Source organism: Pseudomonas sp. C9, assembly GCF_002000165.1.
Taxonomy (GTDB): Bacteria; Pseudomonadota; Gammaproteobacteria; order Pseudomonadales; family Pseudomonadaceae; genus Aquipseudomonas.
The window spans coordinates 2,007,804-2,022,866 of the sequence record NZ_MPAK01000001.1; the positions used below are offsets into that span (position 1 = coordinate 2,007,804).

The following is a 15,063-nucleotide window of genomic DNA, read 5'->3' on the forward strand; positions in this document are numbered from 1 at the left end:
CGCCCTTTCATCCAATCATAGGATGAATTTTCTGACATGTTAGTCAGCTACCTGTAGGACGGCAACCGCCTACGGTCAGAGAGAAGGAAATGGAGCGGGATTTTCGATTGGTCAAAATTACCCTTTAAGGGTAATTTCAGGGATAGGGTTCACAGCTTCTTATGGAAAAGAACACACCCCACTACGCCTTGTCAGTCATCAAGGACGAGGTAAGAAGGCAAGGAGCCAAAGCGTTTACTCAAGTCGCATTGAGATCTGGCACGCAATTGGGATTGCACCTGCGAGATATGGAATCAATCATTTGCTCGCTGGAACGCCGAATGCTCTACAAGTCAATGACGTGCTACTCCGATCACCGAAGGTGGCAGGATGTTTACCACACTACATTTCGTGAAATGGAGCTCTACATCAAAGTGACCTACTGCCCCAACGGTGGGCCCCCGGTGATCTCTTTCAAGGAGCGGAACTTATGAACACGCGGCAATGCATGAGTTGTGGCACTCGACATGCCATGCAACATTTCGAAGGTCGCAGCCTCAGTGTCGACTACAAGAACGTATCACGCTGGGTGCACGATATCGCCGGCTGGGAGTGCAAGGTATGCGGTGAAATCATTTTCGATAATGAAACTGACAGCGCCGAGCGCTATTCCGACGCTGGCGATAAATTGCTCGAAGATTGCTTTCAGACCATGGGCGCGGAGATGAAACGCATCCGCCGAAAATTACATCTCACGCAGAAGGAAGCGGTGAAGCAGCTTTCCGGTGCTGGCCACAATGCGTTCTCACGTTACGAACGCGGCGAACTTCCCCCACCTCAAGCGTTATTCACGCTAATGCGTCTGTTGGATCGTCATCCGCATTTACTTGCTGAAATACAAGCGATGAACGAAGGCACTGACTTGAGGCGATTGCTCGCTGCTCGATTCCCGGAACAGGAAACAGTATTGGCGTCCTGACCTCAAACCCCAGCCAAAAATAAACCCGGAACACTGTCCGGGTTTATTTCACTGCCTGGCTTCGATCAATGCAGGATCTGGCTCAGGAACATCTTGGTCCGCTCATTCTGCGGGTTATCGAAGAAGTCGTTCGGCGCGGCCTGTTCGACGATTTCACCCTTGTCCATGAAGATCACGCGATTGGCCACGGTACGGGCGAAGCCCATTTCGTGGGTTACGCAGAGCATGGTCATGCCGTCTTCAGCCAGGCCGATCATGGTGTCCAGCACCTCTTTCACCATCTCGGGGTCGAGCGCGGAAGTGGGTTCATCGAACAGCATGATTTTCGGTTTCATGCACAGCGCGCGGGCAATCGCCACACGCTGTTGCTGACCACCGGACAGTTGCCCCGGGAATTTATGCGCCTGCTCCGGAATGCGTACGCGCTCCAGGTAATGCATGGCGATTTCCTCGGCCTGGCGCTTGGGCATTTTGCGTACCCACATCGGCGCCAAGGTGCAGTTCTGCAGGATGGTCAGGTGCGGAAACAGATTGAAGTGCTGGAACACCATGCCGACTTCACGGCGCACCGACTCGATCTGCTTGAGGTCGTTGGTCAGTTCCACGCCATCGACCACGATGCGCCCCTGCTGGTGTTCTTCCAGACGGTTGAGGCAACGGATGGTGGTGGATTTGCCCGAACCCGACGGGCCGCACAACACAATACGCTCGCCCTGTTTCACGTTCAGGTTGATGTCTTTCAACACGTGAAACTGGCCATACCACTTGTTCACGCCCTGCATCTGAATAATGCCTTCAGGGCTCACAGGCTTTTTGATTGCTTCGCTCATTACAGAACTCCTAACGCTTGTGGCCAGTGTCGAGCTTGCGTTCCAGATGCATGGAATAGCGCGACATACCAAAACAGAAAATCCAGAACACCAGGGCCGCGAACACATAACCTTCAGTAGCCATGCCCAGCCATTTCGGGTCGGCGGCGGCTTGTTTGACGCTGTTTAGCAGGTCGAACAGGCCGATGATGATCACCAGGCTGGTGTCCTTGAACAGCGCAATGAAGGTGTTGACGATGCCGGGAATGACCAGCTTCAGGGCTTGCGGCAGGATCACCAGGCCCATGCTGCGCCAGTAACCGAGGCCCATCGCGGCAGCCGCTTCGTACTGACCTTTTGGAATCGCTTGCAGACCACCGCGCACCACTTCGGCCACATAGGCCGACTGGAACAGGATCACGCCGATCAGCGCCCGCAACAGTTTGTCGAAGCTCATGCCTTCAGGCAGGAACAACGGCAGCATCACCGACGACATGAACAGCACCGTGATCAACGGCACGCCGCGCCAGAATTCGATGAAGGTCACGCAGACCACGCGAATCGCCGGCATGTTCGACCGACGGCCCAACGCCAGGACAATCCCCAGCGGCAACGCACCGGCAATCCCCACGGTGGCGATCACCAGGGTCAGCATCAGCCCGCCCCACTGGCTGGTTGCCACGTTGGTCAAGCCGAAGATGCCGCCATGCAACAGGAAGTAGGCAATGATCGGGTACAGCACCAGGAAGCTCAGCGCGTATACCGCTTTACGGTGAAAGCGCGAGATGAACAACGGTGCAATGCCGATGACGGCCAGCCACACGGTCAGGTCCACGCGCCAGCGCAGTTCCGGTGGGTAGTAGCCGTACATGAACTGACCAAAACGCTGTTGGATAAACACCCAGCAGGCGCCTTCCTTGGTGCAGTCGGCGCGGGTCGTGCCCACCCAGTTGGCGTCGAGGATGGCCCAGTTCAGGATCGGTGGGACGACCAGGTAAATCAGGTAAAACGCGAACAAGGTCAGCAAGGTGTTGAGCCAGCTGGAAAACATGTTCGCGCGCATCCATGCGACCACACCGATGCTGCTGCTCGGTGGAGGCATGTCAGGTTTGAAAGTATGAGTACTCATGCGCTTTTCCTTACCGCTCGATCAGCGCAATGCGCTTGTTGTACCAGTTCATCAGCAGGGAGATGCTGATACTGATCGCCAGGTACACGCTCATGGTGATGGCAACCACCTCGATCGCCTGCCCGGTCTGGTTCAGCACCGTACCGGCAAACAACGAAACCATTTCCGGATAACCGATACCGGCCGCCAGCGAGGAGTTTTTCGCCAGGTTCAGGTATTGGCTGGTGAGCGGTGGAATGATCACGCGCAAGGCTTGCGGGATGATCACCTTGCGCAGCGTCGGACCGTTGCGCAGGCCAAGCGAATGCGCCGCTTCGGTCTGGCCGTGGCTGACCGACTTGATGCCCGAACGCACGATTTCGGCGATGAACGCCGCGGTGTACACCGTCAGGGCCAGGGTCAACGCCAGCAATTCCGGGATCAGTACCCAGCCACCGACGAAGTTGAAGCCTTGCAGCTTCGGCATTTCCCAGTGCAGCGGTGCACCGAAGATCAATGCGCACAGCGCCGGGATCACCAGGAACATCGCCAGGCCAACCCAGAACTTGTGGAACGGAACGCCGGTCTCTTCGAAGCGCTTGGTCGCCCAGCGGCTCATCAGCACGATGGCGACGATGGCCACCACAACGCTCGCCACAAACGGCCAGAACCCGTCCGACATCTGGGCGGCCGGCATATTCAGGCCACGGCTGCTGACGTAGAAGGTGTCGCCGAAATTATGACTGTTACGCGGCCCCGGCATGGTCAGGAACACCGCGAAGTACCAGAACAGGATTTGCAGCAGTGGCGGAATATTGCGGAAGACTTCCACATACACCGTCGCTACCTTGCTGATGATCCAGTTCTTCGACAGCCGTGACACGCCGACGATGAACCCGAGGATCGTCGCCAGGATCACGCCGATGAAGGTCACCAGCAGCGTGTTGAGCAAGCCGATGACAAACACTCGGGCATAGGTGTCCGATTCGGTGTAGTCGATCAGGTGTTGAGCGATGCCGAAACCGGCACTGCGCTCCAAAAAGCTGAAACCGGAGGTAATGCCCCGGTGCTGAAGATTGGTCTGGGTGTTATCAAACAGATACCAGCCCATCGAGACCACCGCCACGATGGTGATGATCTGAAATAGCCACGCACGCACTTTGGGATCGCTGAGGCTAAGCCTCTGCTTTGGTGCGCCGATTGAATTTTGCATGAAGTGCCCCGGATGTAATGGAACAGAACATCACCCGGTGGTTGGCCCACCGGGTGATAGAACCATCAGCGCACTGGTGGTGCGTATTGAATGCCGCCAGCGTTCCACAGAGCGTTCAGCCCGCGGTCGATTTCCAGCGGAGTGTTCTTGCCGAGGTTCTTCTCGAACACTTCGCCATAGTTACCGACTTGCTTGACGATCTGGACGACCCAGTCTTTTTTCACTTTCAGGTCTTTGCCGTATTCACCGTCGGTGCCCAGCAGACGAGCAACGTCCGGGTTCTTGGTGCCTTTGGCTTCAGCTTCGACGTTTTTCGAAGTGATACCGGCTTCTTCAGCGTTGAGCATGGCGTAGCCAGTCCAGCGCACAATGGCCAGCCATTCGTCGTCGCCGTTACGCACGACAGGGCCCAGAGGTTCTTTGGAAATGGTTTCCGGCAGAACCACGTAGTCCTTCGGCGAGGCCAGCTTGCTGCGCTGGGCGAACAGCTGAGACTTGTCGGAGGTCAGTACGTCGCAACGACCGGACTCGAGCGACTTGGCGCTTTCGTCAGAGGTGTCGAACGTGATCGGGGTGTATTTCAGACCGTTGCCGCGGAAGTAGTCGGAAACGTTCAGCTCGGTGGTGGTACCGGCCTGGATGCAGATGGTTGCACCGTCCAGTTCTTTGGCACTCTTGACGCCCAGCTTGTTGTTAACCAGGAAGCCGATGCCGTCGTAGTAAGTGATGAAGCCAGGGAATTTCAGGCCCATGCCCGCGTCACGAGAGCTGGTCATGGTGGTGTTGCGCGACAGGATGTCGATTTCGCCCGACTGCAGCGCAGTGAAGCGCTCTTTGGCGTTCAACTGGCTGAACTTCACTTTGGTCGCGTCGCCGAAAACGGCAGCGGCCACAGCACGGCAATAGTCAGCATCGATACCAACGATCTTGCCAGTGGAGTCCGGAACCGAGAAACCCGGCAGACCGTCACTTACACCGCACTGTACGAAACCTTTCTTCTGCACTGCATCCAGGGTTGCACCCGCCTGAGCGAACCCGCTGACACCGAGTACTGCGGCTGCAGTCACGATGGCCAGGGTGGATTTCAACATCTTCATTCAAACCTCCAGTTTTGCTCTTGTTGTGTCGGAGCTTGAGTCCTGCCGCACCCTTTTGAGGCGTAATTGACCCCTGTTGATTTTTTTTAGGGTCAACCGACGTAAGGACCTGCGCTATGAGTCTAGTAGGAGAAAACCCACATCATGGATTACTCACTTCTCACCAATCGGCCGAACGGGCTGTAGCCCTTTCACGCTCGCTAAGCCCGTAACGGCCACTGGCGAACATCCATCACCGGATTCTTTGCTATCCCACCACCAACAATGGCCTGATAGTGTTACCGACAGGCGTGGGATTGTTCGTGCAGGTTTTCCCATAGCAAGGCCCGTACCAGACCGCCTGCTGAAGCGTTTATGCGACAGGTCAATAGCAAAACTTGTAGCCTTGCGACATCTTGTTAACTGATCAACCAGACGCGCACCCGGATCTCGCACTCAATGAGAGCGCGCGCACAACTATGGAGCAGCCATGACCGAGCCCCTTATCCTTGAACCCGTGAAGGCCGCAGACGCCTGCGTTATATGGCTTCACGGCCTGGGTGCCGACCGTTACGACTTCCTGCCGGTGGCGGAAGCGTTGCAGGAAACCCTGCTGAGCACCCGATTCGTTTTGCCCCAGGCGCCGACCTGTGCCGTCACCATTAACGGCGGCTACGAGATGCCGAGCTGGTACGACATATTGGCCATGAGCCCAGCGCGCGCGATCAATCGTGATCAACTGGAAGCATCGGCGGACAAGGTCATTAAATTGATAGAAGCACAACGAGCCAGCGGAATAGACGCCTCGCGGATTTTCCTGGCAGGCTTTTCCCAGGGCGGTGCCGTGGTGTTGCACACCGCATTCTTGAAATGGCAGGGGCCATTGGGTGGCGTACTTGCCCTCTCCACTTATGCCCCGACGTTCAGCGATCAGCTTGAGCTTTCAGCCAGCCAGCAACGCATTCCCGTGCTGTCGTTGCACGGTCAATACGATGACGTGGTGCAAAACGCCATGGGCCGCTCTGCCTATGAGCATTTGAAGCAGCGTGGTGTCACCGTGACATGGCAAGAGTACCCAATGGGTCACGAAGTGTTACCCGAGGAGATTCGCGACATCGGCACCTGGCTTACAGAGCGTTTGCGTTAACGTTCAGGTGAAATACCGCCCTTTGATCATCCCACTACGCCGCGCCCGATTCTTGCATTACACTGGCCGGCGTACATTCCTTAACCAATTGATGAGATGACCGTGCTCAAAGCACTCAAGAAAATGTTCGGTAAAAGCGAGGCTGAGCAGCTCGCGCCAGTTCCCAGCGCTCCGTCTCATACTCCCAGCCACCGCACCGACGGTAATCAGCCTGGCCGGACCGCAACCGTAGCGGCACCGAAACACGAGCCGATGACCACACCGGCCACTCCCTCTGCCCCGGCGACTGCCGATGAGCAGCCGCGTAGCGAAGCGCCAAAACCGGCAAAACCGCGTCGCGAACCCAAGCCAAAAGCCTCTGTCATTCCCTGGAAACTCGAAGATTTCGTCGTCGAACCCCAGGAAGGCAAAACCCGCTTCCACGATTTCAAACTCGCCCCGGAACTGATGCACGCCATCCAGGACCTTGGCTTTCCGTACTGCACGCCCATTCAGGCGCAGGTGCTTGGCTTTACCCTGGCGGGCAAAGACGCCATCGGTCGCGCCCAGACCGGCACCGGCAAAACCGCGGCGTTCCTGATTTCGATCATCACCCAACTGCTGCAAACCCCGCCGCCGAAAGAGCGCTACATGGGTGAGCCGCGGGCGCTGATCATTGCGCCAACCCGCGAACTGGTGGTGCAGATCGCCAAAGACGCAGCGGACCTGACCAAATACACCGGCCTCAACGTCATGACGTTTGTCGGTGGCATGGACTTCGACAAGCAACTCAAGCACCTCGAAGCCCGCCACTGCGACATCCTCGTCGCCACCCCGGGCCGCTTGCTCGACTTCAACCAGCGCGGCGACGTGCACCTGGACATGGTCGAAGTCATGGTGCTGGACGAAGCCGACCGCATGCTCGACATGGGTTTCATCCCGCAAGTGCGTCAAATCATTCGCCAGACGCCGCCGAAGAACGAGCGTCAAACGCTGCTGTTCTCCGCAACCTTTACCGAAGACGTGATGAACCTCGCCAAGCAATGGACCACCGACCCGTCGATCGTCGAGATCGAAGCGCAGAATGTGGCCAGCGAAAACGTAGAGCAGCACATCTACGCCGTTGCCGGTGCCGACAAATACAAATTGCTCTACAACCTGGTCAACGACAACGGTTGGGAGCGGGTGATGGTCTTCGCCAACCGCAAGGATGAAGTGCGACGCATTGAAGAGCGCCTGGTGCGTGATGGCGTCAACGCCGCGCAACTGTCTGGCGATGTACCGCAGCACAAGCGCATCAAGACCCTGGAAGGTTTCCGCGAAGGCAAGATCCGCGTTCTGGTCGCCACTGATGTGGCCGGTCGCGGCATTCACATCGACGGCATCAGCCACGTGATCAACTTCACCCTGCCGGAAGTCCCGGACGACTACGTGCACCGCATCGGCCGTACCGGTCGGGCGGGCGCTGATGGCGTGTCCATCAGTTTTGCCGGGGAGGACGACTCCTACCAGTTACCGTCCATCGAGGCGCTGCTGGGTCGCAAGATCAGCTGTGAAACACCACCGACGCATCTGTTGCGGGCGGTTGAGCGCAAGCGCCCATAACCGGGCACTTGAAGAAAGAGGCGCAGCCGGCAACGGACTGCGCTTTTTTTTCGTCTGGTTTTTTCAACAGGAGCTTGCCCGATACAACTAAAAGTCCATAATGGACAAATTAGTTTAGTTCAGTGTCCGGAGCCGACCATGTCCAGTACGCCTTATGTGATCACCCAGCCTCAGGCTCGCGAGCTGCTGGCCAGGGTCGATGTGCCGCAAATCCTGCGCAAGCTGTTCCGCGACCTGGCTGCCGGGCAAGCGGTGCAACCGGCACAGCAACTGGTGGAATTCCCTCAGGGCGCGGGCGATTTCATCAACTACCTCGGCGTACTGGCGCAAGACGGTGTCTACGGGGTTAAAACCTCACCGTACATCGTCCGCGAACAAGGCCCGCTGGTGACCGCGTGGACCCTGCTGATGTCGATGCAGACCGGCCAGCCGCTACTCCTTTGCGATGCCGGTGAATTGACCACCGCACGCACGGCCGCCACCACCGCCGTGGCGGTCGATGCACTCGCCCCTTTAAAGGCTCGGCGTCTGGCGATCATCGGCAGCGGCAAAGTTGCCCAGGCACACCTGCACTACGTCAAAGACCTGCGCGACTGGCAGAGCATCACGCTGTATTCGCCAAGTCTGAGCGACAAGCAACCCGAAGTATTGGCGCACCTCAACAGTCTCGACCCACGCCTGGTCATCGTCGACAGTCGCGAAGCGGCCACCGGGGACGCCGACGTGATCATGCTGTGCACCTCGTCCGCAGGGCCGGTGATCGACCCGTCAAGCTTGAGTAAACCGGCGCTGATCACCTCCATCAGCACCAATGCCCCACGCGCCCACGAAGTCCCGCCGCAGAGCCTCAATGACATGCAGGTGTTCTGCGACTACCGTGTGACCACACCAGGGTCGGCCGGCGAAATGCTGATTGCCGGCGAGCAACATGGCTGGGACAAGCAGGCGATTGTCGGCGACTTGCCTGACTTGCTGAGCGAAAAGGTACAGCGTCCTGATTACAGCCGGCATGTGTTCTTCCGCTCCATCGGCCTGGGCCTGGAAGACATCGCGCTGGCCAATGCCATTTACCAATTGCAGCGCTAACACCTGACCCTGTGGGAGCGGGCTTGCCCGCGATGCAGACGCCGCACGCTGCCAGGCACACGCGGTGATGCAATCGCGGGCAAGCCCGGCTCCCACAGGTTTCCTCTATTTCAATGGCATTTGCGCCCCATCAGGAGACGTTCATGAGCCAGGCAGACTTCATCATCATCGGCGGCGGGATTGCCGGGGCTTCCACCGGTTTTTGGCTCTCGCAGCAAGCCAGGGTGATTGTGCTCGAACGCGAATCGCACCCGGCCTATCACTCCACCGGACGTTCCGCTGCGCTGTACACCGCCGCCTACGGCACTCCCCAGGTTCGCGCACTGACCCAGGCCAGCCGCGACTTCTTCGACGCACCACCGCCCGGTTTCTGCGAACACCCATTATTGACACCACGGGGCGAGATGACCGTGGATTTCACCGGCGATCCCACTGAATTGAACAATCAATACCTCAGCGCCAAAGCCACCGTACCTGAGATGCAACTGCTCAGCGCCGACGAAGCCTGCGCGCGACTGCCGATTCTGCGCCGGGAAAAAGTCCATGGCGCGATCTACGACCCCACCGCCAGCGACATCGACACCGACGCCCTGCATCAGGGGTACTTGCGCGGCATTCGACGCAACAAAGGCGAAGTCCTGACCGACACCGAAGTGCTAGGCCTGGCCCGGAACGCCGAAGGGATGTGGCAGGTAACCACTAACGGCCAGACCTTCAGCGCCCCCGTCATCATCAATGCCGCCGGTGCCTGGGCCGACAAAATCGGTGCACTGGCCGGCGCCCGGCCGCTGGGCCTGCAACCGAAACGACGTGCCGCTTTCATCTTCGCCGGCCCCGACGGCGTGGACATCCACCATTGGCCGATGCTGGTCAGCCTCGATGAATCGTTCTACATGAAACCCGACGCGGGGATGTTCCTCGGTTCGCCCGCCAATGCCGACCCGGTAGAGCCGCACGACGTGCAGCCCGAGGAGTTGGACATCGCGATGGGCATCTACCAGATCGAAGAAGCCACCACCTTGACCATTCGCCGTCCGACCCGCACCTGGGCTGGCCTGCGCAGCTTCGTACCCGACGGTGATTTGCTCTCCGGCTTCGACCCGACAGTGCCAGGGCTGTTCTGGGTCGCTGCACAAGGCGGTTATGGCATTCAGACGTCACCCGCCATGGGCCAGGCCAGCGCAGCATTGGTGCGCGGCGAAGCCTTGCCGGAGCCACTCAGCCGTTTCGGGCTGGACGCCGGCATGCTCTCCCCCGCTCGCCTGGGCTGATCACCTGCTCAGGTGACGTGTCGACACGATTGCGGCAAACTTCACGCGCCCTTTTTGCAGGGCGCTGACGCTGCCTGGAGCTCCACTGTATGAACGCACCTGAAAAAGACCCGGCGCTGGACAATTACCGAGCGATCGCCGATGCCATCGCCACGCTGTTTTTTCCTCATGCCGAGGTGGTGCTGCATGACCTGCGCACGCAAAAGATCGACTACATCGCCAACAATCTGTCAAAACGCGAAATCGGCGATGACGCCGCGCTGGAGGACATGCTCAGCGACGATGTCAGCGAAACCAACATCGGCCCTTACGAAAAGCTTAATTGGGACGGTCAGAAGATTCGCAGTTTGAGCACGGTATTGCGCGACGCTGAAGGTCACCCGATCGCGGTGCTGTGCGTCAACCTGAACATCTCGCTGTTCGAAAATGCAAAAGCGGCGCTCGATCTATTCCTGTCGCCGACCAAATTGATCCCGCAACCGGATTCACTGTTTCGAGATGACTGGCAGGAGCGGATCAATACCTTCCTGCACGCCTGGCTGCGCGAACGTCAGTTGAGCCTTAACCTGCTGACGCGCGATCACAAACGCGAACTGGTGCTGGCGCTGCACGCCGAAGGCGCCTTCAAGGGCAAGAGTGCTTCGAACTATGTGGCCAATGTGCTGAACATGGGACGGGCGACGGTTTACAAGCATTTGAAGGAATTGAAGGGCTGAAGATTTGCAGTGATTGCTCCGGCCCAATCGCGGGCAAGCCCGCTCCCACAATGTTCGAGTCGTGCACAACATACATGTGCATCACTGAACCTGTGGGAGCGGGCTCGCCCGCGAAAGCGATTGATCAGTCGCCGTAGATATCGGACTTGAAGTACTTGTCGGAAATCTTCTGATATTCGCCACTGGCACGAATACCATCAATGGCAGTGTTCAGCTCACTGACCAGTTCACCATTGCCCTTGCGCACCGCGATCCCCGCACCCTCGCCAACGTATTTCGGGTCCTTCAACTCTGGCCCGACAAACGCATAGCCTTTGCCGCGCGGCATCATCAGGAAGTCATTGAGGGGAATGGTGTCGGCAAAAATGGCATCGAGACGACCGGCGGCCAGGTCCATGTAGATTTCTTCGTTGTTGCCATAGCGCTTGACGTTGATGCCCTTGGGTTCAAACACCTCGGTGGCATATCGGTCGGTGGTGGTTGCCCGCTGCACGCCGACAGTCTTGCCCTTGAGGCTGGCGTACTGGTCATCCACTACAGCGCCGTCCTTCATGACCAGACGCGAGGAAGTGAAGTAATACTTGTGGGTGAAATCCACCGACTTCTTGCGGTCTTCGTTAATGGTCATGGACGACAGGGCCATGTCGATTTTCTTCACCTTCAGAGAAGGAATCAGACCGTCGAACTCACCTTCGACCCACACACATTTGACCTTCATCTGCGCGCACAGGGCATTACCGATGTCGTAGTCGAAACCGACGATCTCGCCTTTGTCGGTTTTGGAAGCGAACGGCGGATAGGCGGCTTCGATACCGATGCGCAGGGTTTTATCAGCGGCGAACAGCGAGCTGCACGCCAACAGGCTCAGCGCCAGACCGGTAATGAGGGGGAGTTTCTTCATGTTCGTTCTCTCGCAGGTTGTTGTTGGTTTGGCAAGACAGAGGAAAGAGCTGAAACAGGGAAATATCTTTTTTGTACTTATATTTCCATACTGGACTTTAATGTACAAATCGTCAATCGGGCGCGCGCACCTCGCACCGGCCGATGGTCGGGAGGCGAGTCAGCGAGAATTCCGGTGTTATTGATGACGCCATCGCGGGCAAGCCCGCTCCCACAGTTTCTGTGTCGTACGCAAACTTTGCGCTCACTGAACATCATTGTGGGAGCGGGCTTGCCCGCGATGACTGACGGGGGAACGCTGCGGGATCTACTGCTTCCAGCGATCCGCCGCCGCATGATCGCTGTCACGCCCTTCCACCCAACGCGGGCCGTCGCTGGTGTTTTCCTTTTTCCAGAACGGCGCGCGGGTTTTCAGGTAATCCATGACAAAGGCACAGGCATCGAAGGCGGCCTGACGATGGGCGCTGGCGGCACCAACGAAGACGATCGGCTCCCCCGGCTCCAGGGCACCGATGCGGTGCAACACTTCCAGCTTCAACAGCGGCCAGCGTTGCTCGGCTTCGATGGCAATTTTGCCAAGCGCTTTTTCGGTCATGCCCGGGTAGTGTTCAAGAAACATCCCGGCCACATCGAGGCCGTCATTAAAGTCGCGCACGTAGCCGACAAAACTCACCACCGCGCCCACGCCCACATTGGCAGCATGCATGGCGTTGACTTCGGCACCCGGATCGAACGGCGCAGGCTGCACGCGAATCGCCATGGCTCAGCCCCCGGTCACGGTCGGAAAAAACGCCACTTCATCGCCATCGCTGACAGGTTCGTCGAGCTGGCACAGGTCTTCGTTGCGGGCGCACATCAAGTTCTGCTCGCTCAATACATCGGCGCCGTCACGTTGGGCCAGCAGCGCGCGCACGTCATCAACCGTAGCGAAATCGCCTTGAACCCTTACCGAGTCCACACCGAGCGCTTCACGGTAACGAGCAAAAAACTTCACGGTGACGTTCATGATGGATCCGCCTGGAAATGACCGCTCTTGCCGCCGACCTTCTCCAGCAGTCGCACGCTTTCGATGGTCATGCCGCGATCCACAGCCTTGCACATGTCATAGATAGTCAGGGCTGCCACGCTGGCGGCGGTCAGCGCTTCCATCTCGACGCCGGTCTGCCCGGACAATTTGCAGCGCGCAACGATGCGCACGGTATCGTCGCCTTCGGCACTGAGTTCGACTTTGACCCCAGTCAGCATCAGCGGATGGCACAGAGGAATCAGATCGCTGGTTTTCTTCGCCGCCTGAATGCCGGCAATACGCGCCACGGCAAACACATCCCCTTTGGGATGACCGCCACTGACGATCATCTGCAACGTTTCGGGCAGCATGCGCACCAGCGCTTGGGCCGTCGCTTCACGGAACGTCACGGCTTTTTCGGTGACGTCGACCATGTTGGCGCGACCTTGGGAATCGAGATGAGTCAGCACAGGGTTACTCCTGATCAGGAGCGTCGATTGTAAACCTGCGGGTCAATTTTCCGCACGTTTGATTGCAAGATCATATTGAACCCTGTGGGAGCGTGGCTTGCCCGCGATGGGATCAACGCGTTATGCCTGAGGCACCGCGGTGTCTGCATCGCGGGCAAGCCACGCTCCCACAGGGTTTGCATTCATCCATAAAAAAACCGGGCGACCTTCGGGGGCCGCCCGGTTTGGGTTGAGCAGTTACAAATGCGACTCTGCGTATTCGGCCAGAATCGAACGAGGCACCCCTTGCAGGGTGATGTGCACACCGTTGGGGAAGTCTTTGAAGCGTTCGGTCAGGTAGGTCAGCCCGGAGCTGGTCGCGGACAGGTAAGGGGTGTCGATTTGCGCCAGGTTGCCCAGGCACACCACTTTGGAACCGGCGCCGGCACGGGTGATGATGGTTTTCATCTGGTGCGGCGTCAGGTTCTGGCATTCATCGATCAAAATCAGGCTCTGCTGGAAGCTGCGACCTCGGATGTAGTTGAGGGATTTGAACTGCAACGGCACTTTGCTGAGGATGTAGTCGACACTGCCATGGGTGTTTTCGTCATCCATGTGCAAGGCTTCGAGGTTGTCGGTGATAGCGCCCAGCCATGGCTCCATTTTTTCCGCTTCGGTGCCGGGCAGGAAGCCGATCTCCTGGTCCAGGCCCTGCACGCTACGAGTGGCAATGATTCGGCGATAGCGTTTGCTGACCATGGTCTGCTCGATCGCCGCCGCCAGCGCGAGGATGGTTTTACCCGAACCGGCTGCACCGGACAGGTTGACCAGGTGGATATCAGGATCGAGCAAGGCATACAGCGCCAGGCTCTGATAGATGTCACGCGGTTTCAGGCCCCAAGCTTCCTGATGCAGCAGCGGTTCCTGGTGCAGGTCGAGGATCAGCAAACGGTCTTCTGCAATTTCCTTGATCCAGCCGACAAACCCCTGCTCATCAATGATGAACTCGTTGATGTGCACCGCCGGCAGGTTGTCGATCAACTGCACCTCGTGCCAGGTGCGGCCATGGTCCTGACGGGTTTCAACCTTGCTCACACGGTCCCAGAAAGAGCCGGTCATGTTGTGGTAGCCGTTGGGCAGCAATGAAACGTCGTCAACCAGTTGGTCGGTGCTGTAGTCCTCGGCCGCGATCCCGCACGCCCGGGCCTTGAGGCGCATGTTGATGTCTTTGGTGACCAGCACGACAGGCAGCTTGGGCGAGCGCGCGTGCAGATCGATCAACTGGTTGATGATGATGTTGTCGTTCAGGTGCTCGGGCAGAATGATATTCGGCTCGGTGCGCTTGCTCATCAGAATTGACAGCAAACCCTTGGGCCCACTTTTGCCGCGCTGGATCGGTACACCAAGCTCTACGTCTTCAGGACTGGCATCGCCCAGCGTCTTGTCGATCAGGCGAATCGCCTGACGGCATTCCGCAGCCACGCTGTGATGCCCGCTCTTGAGCTTGTCCAGCTCTTCAAGGACGGTCATCGGGATGGCGACGTGGTGTTCTTCGAAATTGAGTAGCGCGTTTGGATCGTGAATCAATACGTTGGTATCGAGTACATAAAGGATTGGCTGGTTGGAAGAAGAGCTACGTCCGTGATCATCCATACTCGGTCACCTTTGTGGGAGCCAGTAGACGCAATACCTGGGCGGTGCTGCGCCTCGAAGTGGCCGCCGAATCTCACCTGCGGAGAA

The 15,063-nt window shown here is 58.1% G+C and carries 16 protein-coding genes; 7 read left to right on the forward strand and 9 right to left on the reverse strand.

All coding sequences use genetic code 11. The features are described from left to right. Window positions 1-161 precede the first annotated feature (161 nt). Both BMS17_RS09520 and BMS17_RS09525 read left to right on the forward strand, forming a co-directional pair. The gene (locus tag BMS17_RS09520; RefSeq protein ID WP_046028977.1) at window positions 162-473 is read left to right on the forward strand and encodes a type II toxin-antitoxin system MqsR family toxin; all 312 of its coding nucleotides are present in this window, start codon (window positions 162-164) and stop codon (window positions 471-473) included. After that, window positions 470-958, forward strand: a complete 489-nt coding sequence (locus tag BMS17_RS09525; RefSeq protein ID WP_077430829.1) for a type II toxin-antitoxin system MqsA family antitoxin — start codon at window positions 470-472, stop codon at window positions 956-958. Before BMS17_RS09520 ends, BMS17_RS09525 begins: the two co-directional genes overlap by 4 nt. A gap of 65 nt (window positions 959-1,023) precedes the next feature. Here BMS17_RS09525 and BMS17_RS09530 read toward each other — a convergent pair whose 3' ends face one another. From BMS17_RS09530 to BMS17_RS09545, 4 genes are all read right to left on the reverse strand, one after another. Further along, on the reverse strand, window positions 1,024-1,788 hold the full coding sequence (locus tag BMS17_RS09530; RefSeq protein ID WP_007944823.1) for an amino acid ABC transporter ATP-binding protein: 765 nt from the start codon (window positions 1,786-1,788) through the stop codon (window positions 1,024-1,026). Between the two features lie 10 nt (window positions 1,789-1,798). Continuing rightward, the gene (locus BMS17_RS09535) at window positions 1,799-2,896 is read right to left on the reverse strand and encodes an amino acid ABC transporter permease (RefSeq protein ID WP_046028973.1); all 1,098 of its coding nucleotides are present in this window, start codon (window positions 2,894-2,896) and stop codon (window positions 1,799-1,801) included. Window positions 2,897-2,906: 10 nt separating this feature from the next. Then, a complete protein-coding gene (locus tag BMS17_RS09540) occupies window positions 2,907-4,088 on the reverse strand; it encodes an amino acid ABC transporter permease (protein WP_046028971.1) in 1,182 nt (393 codons plus the stop codon). A 65-nt stretch (window positions 4,089-4,153) separates the two neighbouring features. Further along, window positions 4,154-5,185 (reverse strand): amino acid ABC transporter substrate-binding protein, encoded by a 1,032-nt coding sequence (locus BMS17_RS09545; protein ID WP_046028970.1) that lies wholly within the window; start codon window positions 5,183-5,185, stop codon window positions 4,154-4,156. A gap of 469 nt (window positions 5,186-5,654) precedes the next feature. Here BMS17_RS09545 and BMS17_RS09550 point away from each other — a divergent pair, with 469 nt between their 5' ends. The 5 genes from BMS17_RS09550 (at window position 5,655) to BMS17_RS09570 (ending at window position 10,968) form a co-directional block, all read left to right on the forward strand. Then, a complete protein-coding gene (locus BMS17_RS09550; RefSeq protein ID WP_077430830.1) occupies window positions 5,655-6,311 on the forward strand; it encodes an alpha/beta hydrolase in 657 nt (218 codons plus the stop codon). A 96-nt stretch (window positions 6,312-6,407) separates the two neighbouring features. Further along, window positions 6,408-7,895: an ATP-dependent RNA helicase RhlB gene (rhlB, locus tag BMS17_RS09555; RefSeq protein ID WP_077430831.1), complete on the forward strand. Its 1,488-nt coding sequence runs from the start codon at window positions 6,408-6,410 to the stop codon at window positions 7,893-7,895. 138 nt (window positions 7,896-8,033) lie between these two features. Continuing rightward, complete coding sequence (locus BMS17_RS09560) at window positions 8,034-8,981, forward strand: ornithine cyclodeaminase family protein (protein WP_077430832.1); 948 nt, start codon at window positions 8,034-8,036, stop codon at window positions 8,979-8,981. Window positions 8,982-9,124: 143 nt separating this feature from the next. Beyond that, a complete protein-coding gene (locus BMS17_RS09565; RefSeq protein ID WP_046028964.1) occupies window positions 9,125-10,252 on the forward strand; it encodes an FAD-binding oxidoreductase in 1,128 nt (375 codons plus the stop codon). A gap of 89 nt (window positions 10,253-10,341) precedes the next feature. Beyond that, the gene (locus BMS17_RS09570; protein ID WP_077430833.1) at window positions 10,342-10,968 is read left to right on the forward strand and encodes a transcriptional regulator; all 627 of its coding nucleotides are present in this window, start codon (window positions 10,342-10,344) and stop codon (window positions 10,966-10,968) included. Between the two features lie 124 nt (window positions 10,969-11,092). Here the strand turns inward: BMS17_RS09570 and BMS17_RS09575 are convergent, their stop codons facing one another. The 5 genes from BMS17_RS09575 to BMS17_RS09600 form a co-directional block, all read right to left on the reverse strand. Then, complete coding sequence (locus tag BMS17_RS09575) at window positions 11,093-11,869, reverse strand: ABC transporter substrate-binding protein (RefSeq protein WP_077430834.1); 777 nt, start codon at window positions 11,867-11,869, stop codon at window positions 11,093-11,095. Between the two features lie 306 nt (window positions 11,870-12,175). Further along, window positions 12,176-12,628 (reverse strand): molybdopterin synthase catalytic subunit MoaE, encoded by a 453-nt coding sequence (moaE, locus tag BMS17_RS09585; protein WP_046028957.1) that lies wholly within the window; start codon window positions 12,626-12,628, stop codon window positions 12,176-12,178. Between the two features lie 3 nt (window positions 12,629-12,631). Then, on the reverse strand, window positions 12,632-12,874 hold the full coding sequence (moaD, locus tag BMS17_RS09590) for a molybdopterin converting factor subunit 1 (RefSeq protein ID WP_077430836.1): 243 nt from the start codon (window positions 12,872-12,874) through the stop codon (window positions 12,632-12,634). Beyond that, the gene (moaC, locus tag BMS17_RS09595) at window positions 12,871-13,344 is read right to left on the reverse strand and encodes a cyclic pyranopterin monophosphate synthase MoaC (protein ID WP_077430837.1); all 474 of its coding nucleotides are present in this window, start codon (window positions 13,342-13,344) and stop codon (window positions 12,871-12,873) included. The genes moaD and moaC overlap by 4 nt, the downstream gene beginning before the upstream one ends. 237 nt (window positions 13,345-13,581) lie before the next feature. After that, window positions 13,582-14,976, reverse strand: coding sequence for a PhoH family protein (locus tag BMS17_RS09600; RefSeq protein WP_046028950.1), 1,395 nt, complete (start codon window positions 14,974-14,976; stop codon window positions 13,582-13,584). Window positions 14,977-15,063 lie beyond the last annotated feature (87 nt).

Bases quoted from the DNA above. Each gene is read 5' to 3' on its own strand.
- BMS17_RS09520 (WP_046028977.1), top strand. From the start codon at position 162: ATGGAAAAGAACACACCCCACTACGCCTTGTCAGTCATCAAGGACGAG.
- BMS17_RS09525 (WP_077430829.1), top strand. From the start codon at position 470: ATGAACACGCGGCAATGCATGAGTTGTGGCACTCGACATGCCATGCAA.
- BMS17_RS09530 (WP_007944823.1), bottom strand. From the start codon at position 1,788: ATGAGCGAAGCAATCAAAAAGCCTGTGAGCCCTGAAGGCATTATTCAG.
- BMS17_RS09535 (WP_046028973.1), bottom strand. From the start codon at position 2,896: ATGAGTACTCATACTTTCAAACCTGACATGCCTCCACCGAGCAGCAGC.
- BMS17_RS09540 (WP_046028971.1), bottom strand. From the start codon at position 4,088: ATGCAAAATTCAATCGGCGCACCAAAGCAGAGGCTTAGCCTCAGCGAT.
- BMS17_RS09545 (WP_046028970.1), bottom strand. From the start codon at position 5,185: ATGAAGATGTTGAAATCCACCCTGGCCATCGTGACTGCAGCCGCAGTA.
- BMS17_RS09550 (WP_077430830.1), top strand. From the start codon at position 5,655: ATGACCGAGCCCCTTATCCTTGAACCCGTGAAGGCCGCAGACGCCTGC.
- rhlB (WP_077430831.1), top strand. From the start codon at position 6,408: ATGACCGTGCTCAAAGCACTCAAGAAAATGTTCGGTAAAAGCGAGGCT.
- BMS17_RS09560 (WP_077430832.1), top strand. From the start codon at position 8,034: ATGTCCAGTACGCCTTATGTGATCACCCAGCCTCAGGCTCGCGAGCTG.
- BMS17_RS09565 (WP_046028964.1), top strand. From the start codon at position 9,125: ATGAGCCAGGCAGACTTCATCATCATCGGCGGCGGGATTGCCGGGGCT.
- BMS17_RS09570 (WP_077430833.1), top strand. From the start codon at position 10,342: ATGAACGCACCTGAAAAAGACCCGGCGCTGGACAATTACCGAGCGATC.
- BMS17_RS09575 (WP_077430834.1), bottom strand. From the start codon at position 11,869: ATGAAGAAACTCCCCCTCATTACCGGTCTGGCGCTGAGCCTGTTGGCG.
- moaE (WP_046028957.1), bottom strand. From the start codon at position 12,628: ATGGCGATTCGCGTGCAGCCTGCGCCGTTCGATCCGGGTGCCGAAGTC.
- moaD (WP_077430836.1), bottom strand. From the start codon at position 12,874: ATGAACGTCACCGTGAAGTTTTTTGCTCGTTACCGTGAAGCGCTCGGT.
- BMS17_RS09600 (WP_046028950.1), bottom strand. From the start codon at position 14,976: ATGGATGATCACGGACGTAGCTCTTCTTCCAACCAGCCAATCCTTTAT.